Here is a 16997-nt window from a genome sequence, read left to right on the forward strand (position 1 = left end):
CCACCCCCCCGAGGCGGCTGAGCTCTCATCGGCCGCCCCGCGGGGACTTACAAGGCCAGGCAGGAGACCGCATCATGATGACGCCGCGACGCATCCTCTCCCTCGGGCTGGCGGTCGGACTCGCCGCCTCCACGGCCCTCGCGCAGGCACCGAACGCCGGCGGCCGACCGCGATCGCCCAACGACACGCTGAAGTCGGTCGAGGTCTCGCCCGACCACAAGGTCACCTTCCGGATCTACGCGCCGAAGGCCGCCGAGGTCTCCGTGGGCGGCGACTTCGCGGGGGGCGGCAAGCTGTCGAAGGACGAGCAGGGCGTCTGGTCGCTGACCGTCGGTCCGCTCCGACCCGACTATTACTCCTACACGTTCAACGTGGACGGCGTGAGGACCGTCGACCCGAAGAACCCGATGATCAAGCAGGGGATCTCGAGCCTCGACAGCATGCTCCTGGTCCCGGGCGACGAGAGCGAATTCGAGGCGACGAAGGACGTACCCCACGGCGAGATCCGCCAGGCCTGGTATCGATCGACGACCCTGAACGAGCCCCGCCGGCTGCACGTCTACACGCCCCCGGGCTACGGCGAGGGGACCGAGAAGCTCCCGGTCTTCTACCTGCTCCACGGCGCGGGGGACGACGACTCGGGCTGGAGCACCATCGGCCGAGCCGGGTTCATCCTGGACAACCTGATCGCCGCCGGCAAGGCCCGGCCGATGCTCGTGGTCATGCCCAACGGCAGCCTGCCCCGGCCGACGAATTTCCCGAGGATCACCCCCGGGACCACGCCCTCCCCCGAGGCCCGCGCGGCGATGGAGGCCATCCAGAACCGATTCACCGACGAGCTGCTGAAGGACATCGCGACGTTCGTCGAGGGCCATTACCGAGTCCTGCCGGGCGTGGAGAACCGGGCCCTCGCGGGACTCTCCATGGGGGGCGGCCAGACCCTCCGCGTGCTCACCACCCACCCCGACCGCTTCGCGTACGTCGGGATCTGGAGCGCCGGGCTCTTCGGCGGCAATCCCGACGAGTGGGAGAAGCGGAACGCCGGGTTCCTCGAGCGGGCGAAGTCCGTCAACGACACCGTCAAGCTCCTCTCGATCCGGGTCGGCGACGGCGACTTCGCCCTGGCCGGGACGAAGAGCCTGTCGGAGGTCCTGAACCGCCATAACGTCAAGTATGAGCTGACGATCAACGACGGCGGCCACACCTGGATCAACTGGCGCAAGTATCTGAACGAGCTGGCGCCGCGGCTGTTCCGCTGACCGTCATCGTCAAGAAAGCGCCCCGACATGCCGATGTGAGCACGGACGTCCGTCGGCATGCCGAGGCCACTCCTCCCGCGATCGTCTCCCGCGCCGAGCTCGATCTCGCAATTCCGCGCAATCCAGACGTCTCGCCCTTCTCGATGCAAGGAACTCAGGTCCGGAGGGGCCGGCCATGTCGATCCGAGTGCAGTGCGAATGCGGGAAGAAGCTCAAGGCGAAGGATGAGATGGCCGGGCGCACGTCGCCCTGCCCGGACTGCGGTCGGATGCTGACGGTCCCGATCCCCGCGCCGGCACCGCCGGCCGAGGAGGATGAGGTCATCGGCCTCGCCGACGAGCCGGCGAGGGGGTACGAAGACGCCCTGGACGATCCCGTCGCGCCGCCGCGTCCTCGTCGGGCGCCCGCCAGGGCCATGGCGACGACCGCCCCGGCGAGCCTGGGGGAGGGTGAGGGCAGGTCCTCGCCCCGCGAGTTCCTCTACCTGATCCTGGTCCTGGCGCTGGTCCCCCTGGGGAGCTCGATCGCGAGCCCGGACCGGAGCGATTTCGGCGCACGCCTGGAAGCCGCCGTGAATCACGCCGACGCCGAGACGAAGTCGCGGCTCGAGGCCCTGGAGTATCGCGAGGGGGTGGGCCTCGGCGATCTGCTGGAGGCCTTCCCCGGCGGCAAGGTCGACGACGCCGCGCACCTGCCGCATTCCACCTGGGTCCACTGGATCTACGCCGCGATCGCCGCGGCCGGCTTCCTGGGCCTGGCGCTCCTGATGTTCCCGAAAGAGCCGAAGTCGCCCCATCACCTGCTGCTGGCGGGGCTGTTCACCGCCACGGTCGGCATCGTCCTGCTGCTGGCCTTCCAGCTCGCCGCGGCGGCCACGCAGGGGGTCTGGGTCCGGGGCCGGGGCCGGGGGATCGTCCTGGTGCTCTTCTACATCGTCAAGTTCATCGGCTGGTCGTACGCCTCGGCGAGCGCCGCCGATTCGAACTTCTGGCTCAGCTTCCTCGGCTACACCTGCGGCGTCGGCCTCTGCGAGGAGCTCTGCAAGGCGCTGCCGATCCTCTCGCAGTTCTTCGGCGGCAACGACCGGATGGGCTGGAGGAACGCCGCGCTCTGGGGCCTCGCGTCCGGGGCCGGCTTCGGCGTCGCCGAGGGCATCATGTACTCATCCCGCTTCTACAACGGGATCTCGCCGGGGGAGATGTACCTCGTCCGGTTCGTCTCGTGCGCCGCGCTGCACGCGATCTGGACCGCGGCCGTCGGCATCGTCATGTGGCGGCGGCAGGACACGCTTCGCCAGGGCGAGGACGGCGCCGGGCTCGCCCTGGCCGTCCTCCAGATCCTGGCCGTGCCGATGGTCCTGCACGGGCTGTACGACACGCTCCTGAAGCAGGATATGGATGTCTACGCCCTGGGCGTGGGCCTGGCCAGCTTCGCCTGGCTGGTCCTCCAGGTGGAGCGTGCCCGCGCCGGCGACGACGAGAAGGCTCTCGCCCGCAAGCCGGCCTGGGCGTGAGAGCCCCGCGGGAGCCGGGTCCGTGCGATATCCTGCAAATCCGGCCCGGCGATCTCTCCGGCCCCCGAATCCCCCTCGAATTGCCATTGGCCGGATTCGGGGATTTCTGTAAAGTCCCGGCGTCTGGGAGCCGAGAAGGAACTCGGGGCCCGGTCACCATCCACGTCGATCCGCCCCACGTCCTCGGCTGACCGGCCGGCCGCCCGTTCGTGAACGGGTTGCGGCTCTGCCTTGCCTTGCCGCCGTCCACTTCCCTGACTAGATGTGTCTCGCCGGGATCCGACTCCGGGTCCGGAACGGACACGGAGGTTCGCCATGCGGAACACCCCCCGGATCAGCCTGCTCGGGCGCGAGGCGAGGCGAATCGTCCTGGCCATCGGCCTGAGTTCGTGCAGCCTCGGCTGCCATCATCACTACTACTATTATGGCAACCCGCCCACGACCGCCATGGGCTGCCCGCCGACCACTGGCGGCACCACCATCATGCCCAGCGCCGTGACCACCACCGGCCCGGTCTGCGACGTCCCCGAGGGGTCGACCACGCGCGTCTCCAGCGTCGGCGACGGCCGGCCGTCGCGCGTCGTCGTCAGCGAGCCCTCCAAGAGCAAGACCTACAAGTTCGGCTGGCGGCCGTCGGACCCCGAGGAGACTCCCACGGTCACCCAGGTCGAGGGCACGCTGGACGGCGGTACGGTCAAGAAGTGACGCCGGCCCGCGATTCCGGCTAGAATTACCGGCATGGCACAACGAGAATGGCATGAGACCCGCACCCTGGTCACCGGGGCGTCATCGGGCCTGGGCCGGGCCATCGCCGAACACATCGTCCGCGCCGGCGGCAACGTCCTCCTCACCGGTCGCTCGATCGAGCGGCTCGACGAGGTCGTCGCGAACCTGAAGCGAGACGGGGCCGACCCGGCCCGGATGTTCGCGGTCCCCGCCGACCTTACGATCGAAGCGGATCGCGCGCGGCTATTCGACGAGGCCCGCGATCGATTCGGCTCGCTCGACGTCGTGGTCAACAACGCGGGCGTGGGCGCCAACGGCCAGTTCGACACCCACGACGCCACCGACCTCCGGCGCGTCTTCGAACTCAACGTCTTCGCCATGATCGAGGTCTGCCGCGGCTCGCTGCCGCTCCTGGCAGAGGGCCGCGATCCGGTGATGGTCCTGATGGGCTCGGTCAACGCCCGCCGCGGCCTGCCGGGGCGATCCGAGTACAGCGCCAGCAAGTTCGCCCTGAGCGGATTCGCCGAGTCGATTCGGATCGAGTGGCGACGGTTCGGGATCCACGTCCTCCAGGTGAACCCGGGCTTCACCGCCACGCCGTTCGACGAGAACGCGGTGGCGAAGACCGCCAGGGTCTCGGTGCAGGACCGCCGGACGATGTCGCCCGACGTCGTCGCCCGCGCCACGCTCCGCGCCATCGAGGCCCGCCGCAGGGAAATCATCGTCTCGCCGCAGGCGAAGCTCTTCCTCCTGGCCAGCAAGCTCGCCCCCGGATTCGTCGACTGGGCCCTGACCCGCTGGCTCCTCCGCCACTTCCCGGACGCGCCGGCCCTCCGGGCCGCGAAATCCCGAGCCGGCCGCCCACCGGAGGCCGGGGAGGGAGCCTCCTCGTGACGACACTCCTCCTGACGCTGTCCTCGATCGCGATCGCCGCGGCCCAGCCCCCCTCGCATCTCGCCGCCGGGCCGGCCCAGGTGATCGCCTACAGGGTCGTCGTCTACTATCGCCGCGACCGGCCCCTGGACACCTTTCAGTACCAGATCTACGACCTCCGCAAGGGGGAGTACAACAAGGCCGTGGAGGACTGGGAGGCGCTCATGAAGTCCCGCTTCCCGGATTACGAGGTCCGCGTCCGCCCCGTGGACCTCGCCCGCGAGAAGGGGGAGACCGAGAAGCTCAAGGTCGGCGCGGTCATCCAGCGCGAGCTCCTAGCCGCCGCCGCCCTCCAGGGCGTCTTCGTCGGCGGCCCGCCGATGATCGTCCCCGCGGCGTCCTCCCCCGCGCCTCGCCGTCTTTCCCCTTCGCCGGCCTTGCCGGGGCTCTCGCCCCCGGACGGCAGATTCACGCCCCTGAACCTCGGCCCGCCGGCCTATTCGTTCCCGGTCCCGGTGCCGTACCCGCGGCCGTTTCCGTGAACGCATCTCCACGTTCTGACCTCCGAGACACAGCCTGAGTTCGACGCGAGGTCAGGCCTTCCATCGCCGAGGCCACAGAGAGCGGCGTTCGGATGGACAGATCAACCAGATGGTTACAAGAAGGCTGAGCCAGAAGATGGTTATCGGCACGAACAAGAGGATTCGGACCGGCCAGAAGCACAGGCGGACCCAGAGGGGGTCGGGTGGGGTCACCGATGCCCGCTCGACGAGTTGCCGCGACAGCGGCGAAGCTCCCCAACGCCGACGGCAATCCTGGCAGCACCAACCGGGGTCTTCGCCGGTCACGCGGCACCCGCCCAGGACGATTTCGCCGGCCTCGAGCTGGGCTTCCAGGCCGGGCGTGAACTCGACGAGCCCGTAGACGATCCGAGCCTGGCGAGGCGACCCGCAATCGGGGCATGTTCGCTCGCAGGAGGTCGCGTCCATCGTCTCCGCCCCCTGGTGTGATCGCTGCTCGGACGCACGGATCAGCCGTCATCCGGCCTCGACGATCAAGGGCCCTCATCTCTTCCAGATGCACCGGTAATTGAACCGTCGGTTCGGTGCGCTGTCGCCGCTGACGCAGAGCGAGATCACGTCCTTCAGGTCGGCCGGATGGTCGCACCAGTGGAAGTCGAACGCGAGGTCGTCGGCCGTCGGGCCCAGGAGACGGCGGGGGATGGCGAGTTCCAGCTTGTTGCCCGCATATCGGCAGGGGAGCCGGGACTCGACGACCCAGGGGCCCTTCTCGGCGCGAGGGTCGTACCGCATCAGCGTCGTCGTGTGATCATCCGGGACGTTCCCGTTCACGAGGAGGTCATAGCCGTTCCATCCGGTCTTGTGGTCCCGGTCGGCGTCGATGAACAGGAGCATCCAGTTCTCGCCGGTGTGGGGCGTGAGGGGCTCGCGGGTCTCGGCATAGAAGGCGACGTGCTCGTCGCCGACCGCGACCTTGCACGTCACGATGTCGTTGCGGCCCGATTCATCCTTGTAATGCAGGCCGCCGTAGCCCGGATAGTCACGATGGATCGTGTCGCCGATCGTGTCGCGGTACTCCACGGTCACGCTCGACCAGTCGGCGAAGGCACCATCGATCGCCACGGCCTGCCGGCCCTTCAATTCCGGGATCGGCCTGATGCCCTTGTAGCGCCGGATGTTCTGGGCCATCTGCATGTAGTAATTGTCCGTGTAGCCCCCCTTCATCGGCTGGATCGTGCGGTTGAACTCGGCGTTGTACTGATCGACGAAGAAATACGAGTTCTTCCGCCGCATGAAGGAGACGGTCTGGTCCTTCTCGGGCTGGTACTTTCCCGCCGTCCATTCGTTCCAGTCGTTGAGGTAGAGGAACTGGGGGTTGCCCAGCAGGGCCTCGTCCCAGCGCTCCTGGAAGTAAGCCCCGCGGCCCTGCGGGTCCGGCACGGTCTTCCCCATCCAGGGGACCAGGCCGGTCGCGGGCAGGTCCTGCTCGTTCAGGGGCGGCTCGCCGTATTCCCGCGTCCAGGACTTGCCCGTGAGGCTCGATGGGTGCTGCGCGGGCGTGACGGCGGCCTCTTCCCTGGCCCCCCGATGCGTCGAGACCAGGTCCTTCGGGTTCATCGCCTTGACGTGGTCGTCGCCCATGTCATAGCCGAAGCTCCAGTTGTCCTCCGTGCCGACGAACCGCTTGCCGGCCCAGTTGTAGTAACCCCACCACATGGTCCGGAGGGTGAAGAACTCCTTCACGGCCTTCGTGTAGTCCTTGTAGAATTCCTCGGCGTAGTCGGGGTCGCCGTAGTGGGGATGATTGCGGTCGGTCCTCGCCTTCGGGTCGTAGTTCGGATTCCTGTTCTGCGGGACCGCCGCCGTGGAGTCGACGCCGGGCGTCCCGTTGTAGAGCAGGAGCGGCTTGCCGTCCCAGTGGAACCAGAGGTCCCTGTACCTCCCGGCCTTGTAGATCTTCTCGTAGAGGTCCTGGACCACGGTGATGGACGGCCCGTTGAAGGCCCAGAAGCAGAACCGCGGGACCTGGTTCCCCTCCGCCTTCATCTGCTGCATCACGGGGAAGACCACGTCCCATTCGTCCCAGTAGCGCACGGCGTTGGTGACGTCCATCACGAGGACGTCCACGCCCGCATCGGCGAGCATCGACATGTCCCGGCGGATCACGAAGCGGTCCTTGCTCAGGAAGTAGCCCAGCTCGGGCTCGCCCCAGTGATAGGAGCCTTCCGTCCACCGCGGGTGCTTCGCGTCCAGCCGCGCCCCGGGCGCGGCGGCGAGGATCTTGCTGACGTCGGCCGCGTAAGGCGACTTCAGGCCGGCCAGGCCGTCGCCGTGCCAGGTGATGTAGAACATGCCCACGACCCGCCGCTGGTCCGGCTTCACGGGGCCGACGCCCGCGAAGTCCGGCATCGTCCGGCCCAGGGCGTCGGTCGCGACCCAGGTATCGGCGTACAGGTCGCGAGCCGGAGGATCGCCCGCGAAGGCGCCACGAACGCCGCAGAAAAGGGCCAGGATCGCCAGGACGATTCCATGATTCGTTTTTATCTTCATTCTCGTGACTTCCTGAATTCGTAGCGTATCGTTCCGTTTGATAGTGGGCTCGGTGCGGGCCGATCGCCACGCCGCATTGGACCCGCCCGGGCGTGCCCACGCAAGGCTCTGCCACGCCTCGCCGCGGAATCCGATGGGCCCTTGAGGAACAGGGAGCCTGGGCGGTCATCCGCGCTCCCGATCGCCCTCAACGGTCCTTAACCTCCACCGCCGGCATCGTGATGTCGTCTTGCCCCGTGGGCAAGCCGGTGAACGCGGCGAGGTCGGCGAGGAGGCCGTCGAGGAGCTCGTCGCCGCGGCGGCCGGCCTGCGGCGGGCAACAATCCGGTCGCGGCCGTACATGCCGGCGGGGCCGCGAGCCCATCCGTTTCCGGTCCCGGTGCCGTACCCGCGGCCGTTCCCGTCAGGAGGCCGACGCCGCGACGGCGATCCTACCAACGGTTCGATCGGCCTACTCGCCGCGACTCGACGCTCGCCGGAAGGCCGACAGCGTCGATTGAGAAGGTGACGTGTCCAGAACCGAGAAGACGACGCGATCGAACCGGCCCGACCAACGGCCCTGCCTGAGGTGAGCGGCGAAGGACTCGGCCACGACGCCGGGATCGTTGCGGAAGACGCCGCAACCCCAAGCGCCCAGTACCAGTTGCCTGTAACCTTGAGAGGCTGCCAGGGTGAGCACATACTCCGAGCGCCTGCGGAACACGCCCGGTACGGACGGCAACTCCGCGGGCCGGTTGTCGGCGGCGGCTCCGGCGTTCGGGGCCGCGCTCGTGATGAAAGCCGCCATTCGGGGCTCGTCGAGGAGCTTGCCGTCATCGTCTCGAAAGATCGGGCAGCCGGGCGAGAGGATCATCGCATCGGAATACAGCGGGGAGGATGATGCTCGATGGCGCTCATAGAATTCCCAGGCCCGCATCTGAGATGCGTGCAAGGCCGAGCTTCGGGCCAGAGATTCCTCCTGGGCATGGCTGCCGTTGAGAAAGCCCCCCCCGGGGTTCTTTGCCGAGGCGAAGTTCAGGACCGCGACCGGCCCTCGCCCGTGTGAGAGCACGCGCGCGATGCCGGAAAGGGTCGTTTCATTGACCACTTCGATGACCGTGGGATGATCGTTGCCCGGATGGCCCAGGAGGTCCCCTCGAAGCCGCTCGAGCTCCTCGGGTGGGTAATAGCGGGTGGCTTCGAGGCAGTCGCGGACAGGATGGGCGATGTCGACGAGTCGGCCGGAAGCCGAGCGGTAGGAACCTCGCTCAACGATCTCGACCGTCTCCCTCGCCAGTTCCGCCCGTGTCGATCGTTTCATGTGTCCCCGCGGCAACGCATCGCCTGGAAATCGGACCGGGATCGTCCCCGACGCCGGCCCAAGCCTGACAGACACCGAGGGGGCATGGAGGGTTCGCTCCGACGCGACGGTTTCCCGGAGACCGCTCGCCGAAGCCGACACGCCGAGGCTTTGACCCGCAAGAAACATGATCCTCCCTACCAGCCGGGAGGCTCGGCGACGCCCCTCCGAGCGAACAACGCGCCAACAGAGCCGTTCAAGAGCCTTCCACCTCCACCGCCAGCATCGTGATGTCGTCCTGCCCGGTGGGGGAGCCGGTGAACGCGGCGAGGTCGGCGAGGAGGCCGTCGAGGAGCTCGTCGCCGCGGCGGCCGGCTTGCAGGTGAGAGACGATCCGGTCGCGGCCGTACATGCCGGCGGGGCCGCGGGCCTCGGTCACGCCGTCGGTGTAGAGGAAGATGGCGTCGCCGGGGGCCAGCGGGTGGGACCTCTGCTCGTAGGGGACGTCCATGAAGACGGACGAGAGGATCGGGCCGGTCGAATCCAGGAGGACCGGCTCGCCGCCGCCGGGGCCGAGCAGGATCGGCTCGGGGTGGCCGGCGTTGACGTAGCGGAACTCGCCCCGCGCCGGGTCGACGCGGCCGCAGCAGAGGGTGACGAACCGCGCCGGGTCGAAGTCGCGGACGCTCTCCTTCAGGCGGTCGATCACGGCGGAGGGCTCGTAGTCCTCCGCGTGCGCGGCGCGAAAGGCCGCCTTGACCACGGCGGTCATCATCGCGGCGGAGGTGCCATGTCCCACCACGTCGGCGATCAGGACGGCCGCGCCGACCCCGAGCGGAACGTAGTCGTAGAAGTCGCCGGCCAGCTCGTGGCAGCCCAGATAGCGGGCGGCGACGGACAGGCCGGGGAGCTTCGCCCGCTTCGGCGGCAGCAGGCTCTGCTGGAACTCGCGGGCCTGGTCGAGCTCGCGGGCCACCCTCGCCAGGAATCGCTCGCGGTCGCGGCGGAGGGCGCGGAGCTCCAGGCAGCGGGCCACCAGGGTCAGCAGCACCCGGCGATTGAAGGGCTTCTGGATGAAGTAGAACGCCCCCTCGTCGATCGCCCGGATCAGGGTCTCGTCGGGCTCCTCCGTGTCGCCCGTCATGATGATGACGTCCACGTCGGGGCGGATCGCCTTGAGGGCCCGGGTGACCTCGAAGCCGTTCATCGCGGGGAGCCAGATGTCGACGATGGCCAGGTCGGGGCGGAACGTCTCAGCGGCCTCGAGCCCGCGCTCGCCGCTGCCGACGCACTCGACGACGTGCTTCTTGCCGAGGATCCGCGACACCGCGTGGAGGATGTTCGGCTCGTCGTCGACGACGAGGATCCGGGCCTTGCCGGCGGGCTCGGGATTCATGGAGCGGACTCCTCTTGCGAGATCGGGAAGACCGCCCGGACGCGCGTCCCGGCGCCGGGGGAGCTGTCGATGTGGAACTGGCCGCGGAGCTCCGCCATGATCGACCGGCAGATGGCCAGGCCCAGGCCGTGGCCGTTCGCCTTGGTGGTGAAGAACGGCTCCTTCACCCGGGCCAGGTGCTCCGCGGGCATGCCGCAGCCGTCGTCCTCGACGACCACCTCGATCGCGCCGCCGCCGAATCGCGCCCGGATCGAGACGTTCTGCCCCGGCCCGGTGGCGTCGCGGGCGTTGCTCAGCAGGTTGATGAAGAGCTGCTCGACGTCCGCCTGCACCGCCAGCAGCGGCGGCAGGTCCGCCGGGACGTCCACCGTCAGGCCCACCCCGCGACGGACCAGGCCCTCGCGGAAGATCGCGAGCGCCCCGTCCACCGCATGGTTCAGGACGATCGCGGAGGGGTTGCGCGCCGTGCCCCGGGCGAAGTGGACCATCGCCCCGAAGATCCGCTTGCAGACCTGGATCGACCGCTCGACGCGGCGGAGGTCCTCGGCGGCGGTCGGGGCGTCGAAGTCCCCCTCGTCGAGCTCCGCCACGAGCTGCTGGACCATCGGCAGCACCGCGCCCAGCGCGTTGTTGACGTCGTGCGAGACGCCCCGGGCCAGCTCCGCCATCGCGTGCTTCCGCTCCGCGATCAGCACCCGCTGCTCCAGCAGCTCCGCCCGCTGCGCGTTCTGGAGGGCGACGGCCGCCTGGGGCAGGAACTGCGAGATCAGGTCGACCTCGTACGCGCAGAAGGCCCCCGGGTGGACCGAGGCGATCTTGAGGATGCCGAGCAGCCCCCCCTTGGTCGCGAGCGAGGCGCAGAGGATGGCCCCCTCCGCCGGGACCGCCGGCACGTCCGGGCCGCCGGCGCGGGAGCCGTGGGCGTCCTCGTCGTAGTCCAGCAGGTCGGCCAGGCCGGCCGTGTCGGTCCCCGTCCAGTTGATCCAGCCCTTGCCGTTGCGGTCGAAGCCGCAGACGTACGGGCGGTCGAGCACCTCGCGGAGGGGCGGCGGCAGCGGCAGCTTGCGGCCGACGTTACGCCCCTTCGCCTTCTGCCAGGCGATCTGCTCGGCGACGATCTCCAGCGAGCCGGATTCGCCGTCGTGGATCAGGAGCGCGGCCGAGTGGTCATAGCCGGTCAACGAGCGGATCCCGTGGAGCAGCTCGTAGGAGAGATGCTTGGGGAGGCTCTGTTCGAGGATCTTCCGGTCGACCCGGGCACGGACCTCGCGGATCCGCTCGCGGTCGATGCCGTCGATGATCTCGTTGGCGACCGAGCCGAGCATCGAGAAGCCCTGGCGCGCGTCCCAGTTGAACTCCCTGCGCGTGTCGCGGACGGCGAGGATCCCCCACATCCGCCCCTTGCGGCGGATCCGCGCCAGCATCAGCTCGGGGGGGATGCGAACCTTCCGGCCGCGGAGGAAGTCGGAGAGCATCGTCCGGTCCCAGGCCGAGCCCTCCGGGATCGTCGCCTGGAGCCGGATCCCGACGGGCCCCGGCTCGCCCACGACCACGGCGCCCTCGGCCGCCCCGAAGAGGTCCATGGCCAGCTTCGTGGCCGCGCGGAGGACCTTGTCGTCCTCCCGGCCGTCGCGGTACTGGAGGCGGAACTGCCAGAGCTGCGGGACCAGGCCGGGCAGGGGGGCGGCGGGGCCGCTCGCCTCGGCGGCGTGCGCCGGGCCCTCGTTCGCCGCGATCCGCTTCTTTTCCGGGTTCGATTTGCCCACGAACGCGCCCTGATCCCGCATGGCCAACCGACCGAACGTCCCCGATCATTGTTCCAGGATCGGCCCCCTCGCCGCAATGGCGGGATCGTCCTGGCGGGCGCTTGAAAGGGCCGCGGCCCTTGCCGTAACCTGACATCAACGAATTGGCCCGCCGCCCGCAGGAGGACGCCAGATGCTGATCGTCCACGTCCAGATCGAGGTGAAGCCCGAGCACGTCGACGCCTTCAAGGTCGCCTCGGCGGACAACTCGCGGAACAGCCTGATGGAGCCGGGGATCGCCCGGTTCGACGTCCTCCAGCAGCAGGACGACCCCACGAAATTCGTCCTCGTGGAGATCTACACGACGGAGGACGCCCCCGCCGCCCACAAGCAGACCGACCATTACAAGCGCTGGGCCGCGACCGTCGCGCCGATGATGGCCGCGCCCCGGACCGGACTGAAGTACAGCAAGCTCTTCCCCCAGGACGGCACGCCTTGAAATTCGAGTTCGCCACCGCCGGGCGCGTCCTCTTCGGCCGCGGCGCGATCCGCGAGGTCCCCGACCTGGCCCGCGGCCTGGGCCGGCGTGCCCTCCTGGTCCTGGGCAAGTCCGGCCGGGGCGGCGACGCCATGGCCACCGCGCTCGACGCGGCCGGCATCCCGAGCGCCCGCTACCGCGTCGCCGGCGAGCCGACCACGACCATGGTGGACGAGGCCTCGGCCCTGGCCCGGCGATCCGGCTGCGACCATGTCGTTTCGCTGGGCGGCGGCAGCGTGATCGACCTGGGCAAGGCCGTCGCCGGGATGCTCGCGAACCCCGGTGAGGTGCTGGACTATCTGGAAGTCGTCGGCCGGGGCCTGCCGCTGGCCAATCCCGCGCTGCCGTCGATCGCCATCCCGACCACGTCCGGCACCGGCGCCGAGGTCACCCGCAACGCCGTGCTCGACGTCGCCGGCAAGCACGTCAAGGTCAGCCTGCGGAGCTATCATCTGCTCCCCCGCGCGGCGGTCGTCGATCCGGCGCTCACCGACGAGCTGCCGCCCGCGATCACGGCGTACACGGGCATGGACGCGGTCACGCAACTGATCGAGGCGTTCGTCAGCCACGCCGCCAGCCCGATGACCGACGGCGTCTGCCGCGAGGGCCTGCGGCTGGCCGCCGGGGCCATCGTCCCCGCCTTCGAGGACGGCGCGAACCGGGCCGCGCGCGACGCGATGAGCGTCGCGGCCACCTTCAGCGGCATGGCGCTCGCCAACGCGAAGCTCGGCGCCGTGCACGGCTTCGCCGGAGTCCTCGGCGGGGTCACCGGCCACGCCCACGGCGCGATCTGCGCCCGCCTCCTGCCGTTCGTCTGCGAGGCCAACGTCCGCGCCCTGCAAGAGTCCGGATCTCCCGAGGCCTCTCGCACGCTCGACCGCTACGCCGAGGTCGCGCGGATCCTCACCGCCGACCCGTCCGCGCGGCCCGAGGACGCCGCCGCCTGGGCCCGCCGCGTCGGCGAGCGGTTCGCGATCCCCCCGCTCGGCGCCGCCGGCCTGAAGTCATCCGACTTCCCGGCCATCATCCCCGCCGCCGAGCGGGCCAGCAGCATGCAGGGGAACCCGATCAAGCTGCCGGCCGATGAGCTGCGAGCGATCCTCGAGGCGGCGATGTGATGCCCGCGGGGCACGGCCCGGGCTCAGTAGGACTCGGCGGAGACCACCTCGCCGCCGGCCCGCGTGCTGAGGGCCACATCCAGGTCGCCCGGCTCACCGATTCCTTGATCGAACGGACGCTGCCGTCCAGGAACGCCGCGTTGACCACCTGCGGGTGGTACGAAGATGCCGGCTTGATCATGAACCACCAGTGCTGATCGTTGATCTCCGTGAAGGCATCGTCGACGCAGCAGGTCTGGTTCGGGCCTCGCATGGTGTTGAACCAGTTCCGCCAGAGGGAGCCGTTCAACCAGGGATAGCCCTTGAATCGCCACATGTCCCAGGGGATCGGGCTCGTCGGCCACGACACCGCGTCGCACATCGCCATGGCCTGATCGGCGGTCGTGTCGGGGCCGATGGCCGCCCTGAAGCATTCCGAGACGCGCGTCCGAGGGGCCGCGGGATTGATGGGGCCGTTCGCGACCTCGGAAAGCAAGAGCGTCTGGCTGGACCCGTCGAGGCACGATTCGATCCCGATCGCGCCGAGCGGAGGATCGGGGGGTGCGACAACCTTCTTGCTCATCCGGTACGACCGCCCGAAGAGGCCGTCCCAGGAACGCGTCCGGAGCCACCACGTCCCCGAATTCCAGGCGTAGTTCGTCGCCCAGTACGAGGGCTGCCCGCGGAGCCAGACCGGGTCCGGGGAATCGACGTGGATCTCGGACGGACACACATACAGGCCGATGCGCGTCTGGCCGGCCGTCACGGAGATGGCGTCCATCCACGTCGGATCCTTGTCACCGGAGCCGAACCCCTCCGACTTCGTCAGCACGATGAAGTTGATCGAGTCGTAGATGGTATGCTGTTCGAGATACGGGAGGATGGCGACGTGCGCGGAGAAATCCCCGGGCATCTCGCCCATCGGCAGCTTCTGATTGGCGTCGTGGTACTGCGAGACGGCCAGGGCCATCTGCTTGAGGTTGCCCAGGCACTGGGCCCGCCGGGCCGCCTCGCGGGCCAACTGGACCGCCGGCACCAGCAACGCGACGAGGATGGCGATCACGACGACGACGACCAGGAGCTCGATCAGCGTGAATCCGGATCGTTCGGGCGCCTTCGCGCCCTTGACTCTCGCCATGGCATCGTACCCCCGATGGTCGGCCAGTCGAACATGGTGGCGGCATCCACCCGCGTCCCCGGGGCACGATGATACCCCCCCGAACACCGAGGAACAACGGAGACTCTGACGGTTGTCTAACAAACATGCCAGCTTTCGTGTCGCCGCGATCACCGGTGGTGTCGTCGTGATGCTCATCGCCCTGCCCGACGTCGGCGCCGACGAACCACCCGTACTCCCCGTCGGCCTCGACGCCGTCCGCCAGTGGGAGCGCTGGCCGCTCCTGCGGACGGGCGTGCGGACATACATGCGCAGCACCTACGACCGGACGGGCGGGAACGAGGGGGCCGACGCCGGCCATTTCCTCTACCAGGAGGCGGACGACGCCAATGTGACCCTGGACCTGGCCGGGCCGGGGCTGATCTGCTTCACGCGGTTCAACCACTGGCACGGCAGCCCGTGGGCCCACGAGGTCGACGGCGTCCGCCGGATCGTCCGCGAATCGAGCACGGCCGACCCGCTCCATCCCGACCCCAAGGCCACGTTCCTCCCCGCCGACCTCTTCCCGGAGCCGCTGGCCTTCACCTGGTCCACGACGAAGGGCGCGGACCTGTCGTGGGTCCCGATCCCCTTCGAGGAGACCTATCGCCTGGCCTACGGCCGGACGCACTACGGCACCGGCTACTACATCTTCCAGCGGTTCCTCCCCGGGCAGAGGCTCTCCGCGCCGATCCGCTCGTGGGACTTCGCCACGCCGCCGGCCGCGGACGTCCTGGAGCTGCTGCGGCGATCCGCCGACGAGCTCGCGCCGAGGGCCGGCGGCGCGGAGGCATCGGGGGTCGCGAGCCTCAGGCCCGGCGACGCCGCCCCCTTGAGCGGCCTCCCCGCCGGCCCGGCGATGATCCGCGCGGTCACGCTCAGCGCCCCGCGAGCCCAGGCCCTCGCGCTCGGCCGATCGCGGCTGCGGATCACCTGGGACGATCGCGCGGAGCCGTCCGTCGACGCTCCCGTCGCGCTCTTCTTCGGCGCCGGGACGCTCTACAACCGCGACGGCCGCGAGTACCTCGTGAGGGCCTTCCCGGTCTCCGTCCGGTTCGACGCCGACCGCGTGAACCTCGCGTGCGTCCTCCCCATGCCCTTCTTCCGCTCGGCTCGCGTCGAGCTGATCGGCGGCACGGATCCGGTGGACGACGTGCGCTGGTCCGTGCGCTGGTCGGGCCTCGCCGACCCCGCCGATCACCTCGCTCACTTCCACGCGACGTACCGCGACCACCCCACGCCCGAGCCCGGCCGCGACCTGATGCTCCTGGACACGACGCGGGCGGAAGGGGGCGGCGACTGGTCGGGGCACCTCGTCGGGACCTCGTTCGTCTTCTCGCACCGCGCCGTCCTGACCACGCTGGAGGGGGACCCGCGGTTCTACTTCGACGACGGCGAATCCCCCCAGGCCCAGGGGACCGGCACCGAGGAGTGGGGCGGCGGCGGCGACTACTGGGGCGGCCGGAACATGACCTTGCCCTTCGCCGGCCACCCCGTCGGCGCGATCGACGCGGCCCACGCGAGGGACCCGGAGGACCTCATCGAATCCGCCTATCGCTTCCTCCTCTCCGACCTGATGCCATTCGGCAAGAACGCAAGGATCACCCTCGAGCACGGCGGCACGAACGAATCGACCGAGCACTACGAGACCCTGACCTACTGGTACGGCCGCCCCGGCGCGACGCTCATCCGCACCGATAGCCTCGCCGTCGGCGATCCCGAGTCCGAGCGCGCCCACGGCTACCGCTCGCCCGACGCCTCGGCCCCGTACGAGATCGTCTCGCGGTTCGAGCGGGGCGTGGACCACCTGCACGGCAGGGAGATCTACCCCGCGCAACGCGAACGCGGCCGGTCGACGACGGGGACCTCCGAGTTCACCCTCAAGCTCGCCCCGTCGAATTCGGGCGTGATGCTCCGCCGCCGCCTCGATTACGCCTTCCCCGACCAGCGGGCCGAACTGGATGTCGCGGACGCGGACGCGCCGGGCGAGCCCGCCTGGCAGCCGGCCGGCACGTGGTATCTGGCCGGCTCGAACACCTGCGTCTACTCGAACCCGAAGGGGGAGCTCGACGGCCCGCAGCACATCGTCCAGACCTCCAATCGACGCCTCCGCGAGGATGAGATCCTGCTGCCCATCTCCGCGACTCGGGGCCGCAAGGCCATCCGCGTGCGGGTCCGCTTCAGGCCCGTGAACCGGCCGCTCTTCCCCGGCCGGCCGATGGCGGCCCGGGCGTGGAGCGAGATCCGGTATGAGGCGTGGTGCTACGCGAGGGCTGAGAGAGCCTTCTGACAGCGGCGTGACGGAACTGACGCCCTGTGATAGGCTCGAGGTACAGGCACGGAA

Annotated in this window: 13 protein-coding genes; 8 read left to right on the plus strand and 5 right to left on the minus strand. The window is 69.5% G+C overall.

The window, feature by feature from the left end; all coding sequences use genetic code 11:
- Positions 1 to 74 precede the first annotated feature (74 nt).
- The 5 genes from G6O54_RS22430 (at position 75) to G6O54_RS22450 (ending at position 4913) form a co-directional block, all read left to right on the plus strand.
- A complete protein-coding gene (locus G6O54_RS22430) occupies positions 75 to 1259 on the plus strand; it encodes an esterase (protein WP_165228246.1) in 1185 nt (394 codons plus the stop codon).
- Positions 1260 to 1434: 175 nt separating this feature from the next.
- Complete coding sequence (locus G6O54_RS22435; RefSeq protein WP_165228248.1) at positions 1435 to 2772, plus strand: PrsW family glutamic-type intramembrane protease; 1338 nt, start codon at positions 1435 to 1437, stop codon at positions 2770 to 2772.
- A gap of 315 nt (positions 2773 to 3087) precedes the next feature.
- The gene (locus G6O54_RS22440) at positions 3088 to 3477 is read left to right on the plus strand and encodes a hypothetical protein (protein ID WP_165228250.1); all 390 of its coding nucleotides are present in this window, start codon (positions 3088 to 3090) and stop codon (positions 3475 to 3477) included.
- Between the two features lie 33 nt (positions 3478 to 3510).
- Positions 3511 to 4392 carry an SDR family NAD(P)-dependent oxidoreductase gene (locus G6O54_RS22445; RefSeq protein ID WP_165228252.1) on the plus strand — a complete coding sequence of 294 codons (882 nt, stop codon included), beginning with the start codon at positions 3511 to 3513 and terminating at the stop codon, positions 4390 to 4392.
- Complete coding sequence (locus G6O54_RS22450) at positions 4389 to 4913, plus strand: hypothetical protein (RefSeq protein ID WP_165228254.1); 525 nt, start codon at positions 4389 to 4391, stop codon at positions 4911 to 4913. The genes G6O54_RS22445 and G6O54_RS22450 overlap by 4 nt, the downstream gene beginning before the upstream one ends.
- 522 nt (positions 4914 to 5435) lie before the next feature.
- On the opposite strand, the gene G6O54_RS22455 is transcribed toward G6O54_RS22450, so the two are convergent.
- The 4 genes from G6O54_RS22455 to G6O54_RS22470 form a co-directional block, all read right to left on the minus strand.
- A complete protein-coding gene (locus G6O54_RS22455; protein ID WP_165228256.1) occupies positions 5436 to 7442 on the minus strand; it encodes a hypothetical protein in 2007 nt (668 codons plus the stop codon).
- 451 nt (positions 7443 to 7893) lie between these two features.
- Positions 7894 to 8742 (minus strand): TIGR02452 family protein, encoded by an 849-nt coding sequence (locus G6O54_RS22460; RefSeq protein ID WP_165228258.1) that lies wholly within the window; start codon positions 8740 to 8742, stop codon positions 7894 to 7896.
- Between the two features lie 235 nt (positions 8743 to 8977).
- Positions 8978 to 10117 carry a PP2C family protein-serine/threonine phosphatase gene (locus G6O54_RS22465; RefSeq protein ID WP_165228260.1) on the minus strand — a complete coding sequence of 380 codons (1140 nt, stop codon included), beginning with the start codon at positions 10115 to 10117 and terminating at the stop codon, positions 8978 to 8980.
- Entirely contained in the window at positions 10114 to 11883 is a 1770-nt protein-coding gene (locus G6O54_RS22470; protein ID WP_165228262.1) for an ATP-binding protein, read from the minus strand. Before G6O54_RS22470 ends, G6O54_RS22465 begins: the two co-directional genes overlap by 4 nt.
- 172 nt (positions 11884 to 12055) lie before the next feature.
- On the opposite strand from G6O54_RS22470, the gene G6O54_RS22475 reads away from it, so the two are divergent.
- Both G6O54_RS22475 and G6O54_RS22480 read left to right on the plus strand, forming a co-directional pair.
- A complete protein-coding gene (locus tag G6O54_RS22475; protein ID WP_165228264.1) occupies positions 12056 to 12361 on the plus strand; it encodes a putative quinol monooxygenase in 306 nt (101 codons plus the stop codon).
- Positions 12358 to 13518 carry an iron-containing alcohol dehydrogenase gene (locus G6O54_RS22480; protein WP_165228266.1) on the plus strand — a complete coding sequence of 387 codons (1161 nt, stop codon included), beginning with the start codon at positions 12358 to 12360 and terminating at the stop codon, positions 13516 to 13518. Before G6O54_RS22475 ends, G6O54_RS22480 begins: the two co-directional genes overlap by 4 nt.
- On the opposite strand, the gene G6O54_RS22485 is transcribed toward G6O54_RS22480, so the two are convergent.
- Complete coding sequence (locus tag G6O54_RS22485; RefSeq protein WP_250847028.1) at positions 13469 to 14635, minus strand: DUF1559 family PulG-like putative transporter; 1167 nt, start codon at positions 14633 to 14635, stop codon at positions 13469 to 13471. The two genes, G6O54_RS22480 and G6O54_RS22485, sit on opposite strands and share 50 nt — an antisense overlap.
- 112 nt (positions 14636 to 14747) lie before the next feature.
- On the opposite strand from G6O54_RS22485, the gene G6O54_RS22490 reads away from it, so the two are divergent.
- Positions 14748 to 16943, plus strand: coding sequence for a DUF2961 domain-containing protein (locus G6O54_RS22490; RefSeq protein WP_165228268.1), 2196 nt, complete (start codon positions 14748 to 14750; stop codon positions 16941 to 16943).
- Positions 16944 to 16997 lie beyond the last annotated feature (54 nt).

Origin of the sequence: Aquisphaera insulae (assembly GCF_011064615.1) — a bacterium.
GTDB classification, from domain to species: domain Bacteria; phylum Planctomycetota; class Planctomycetia; order Isosphaerales; family Isosphaeraceae; genus Aquisphaera; species Aquisphaera insulae.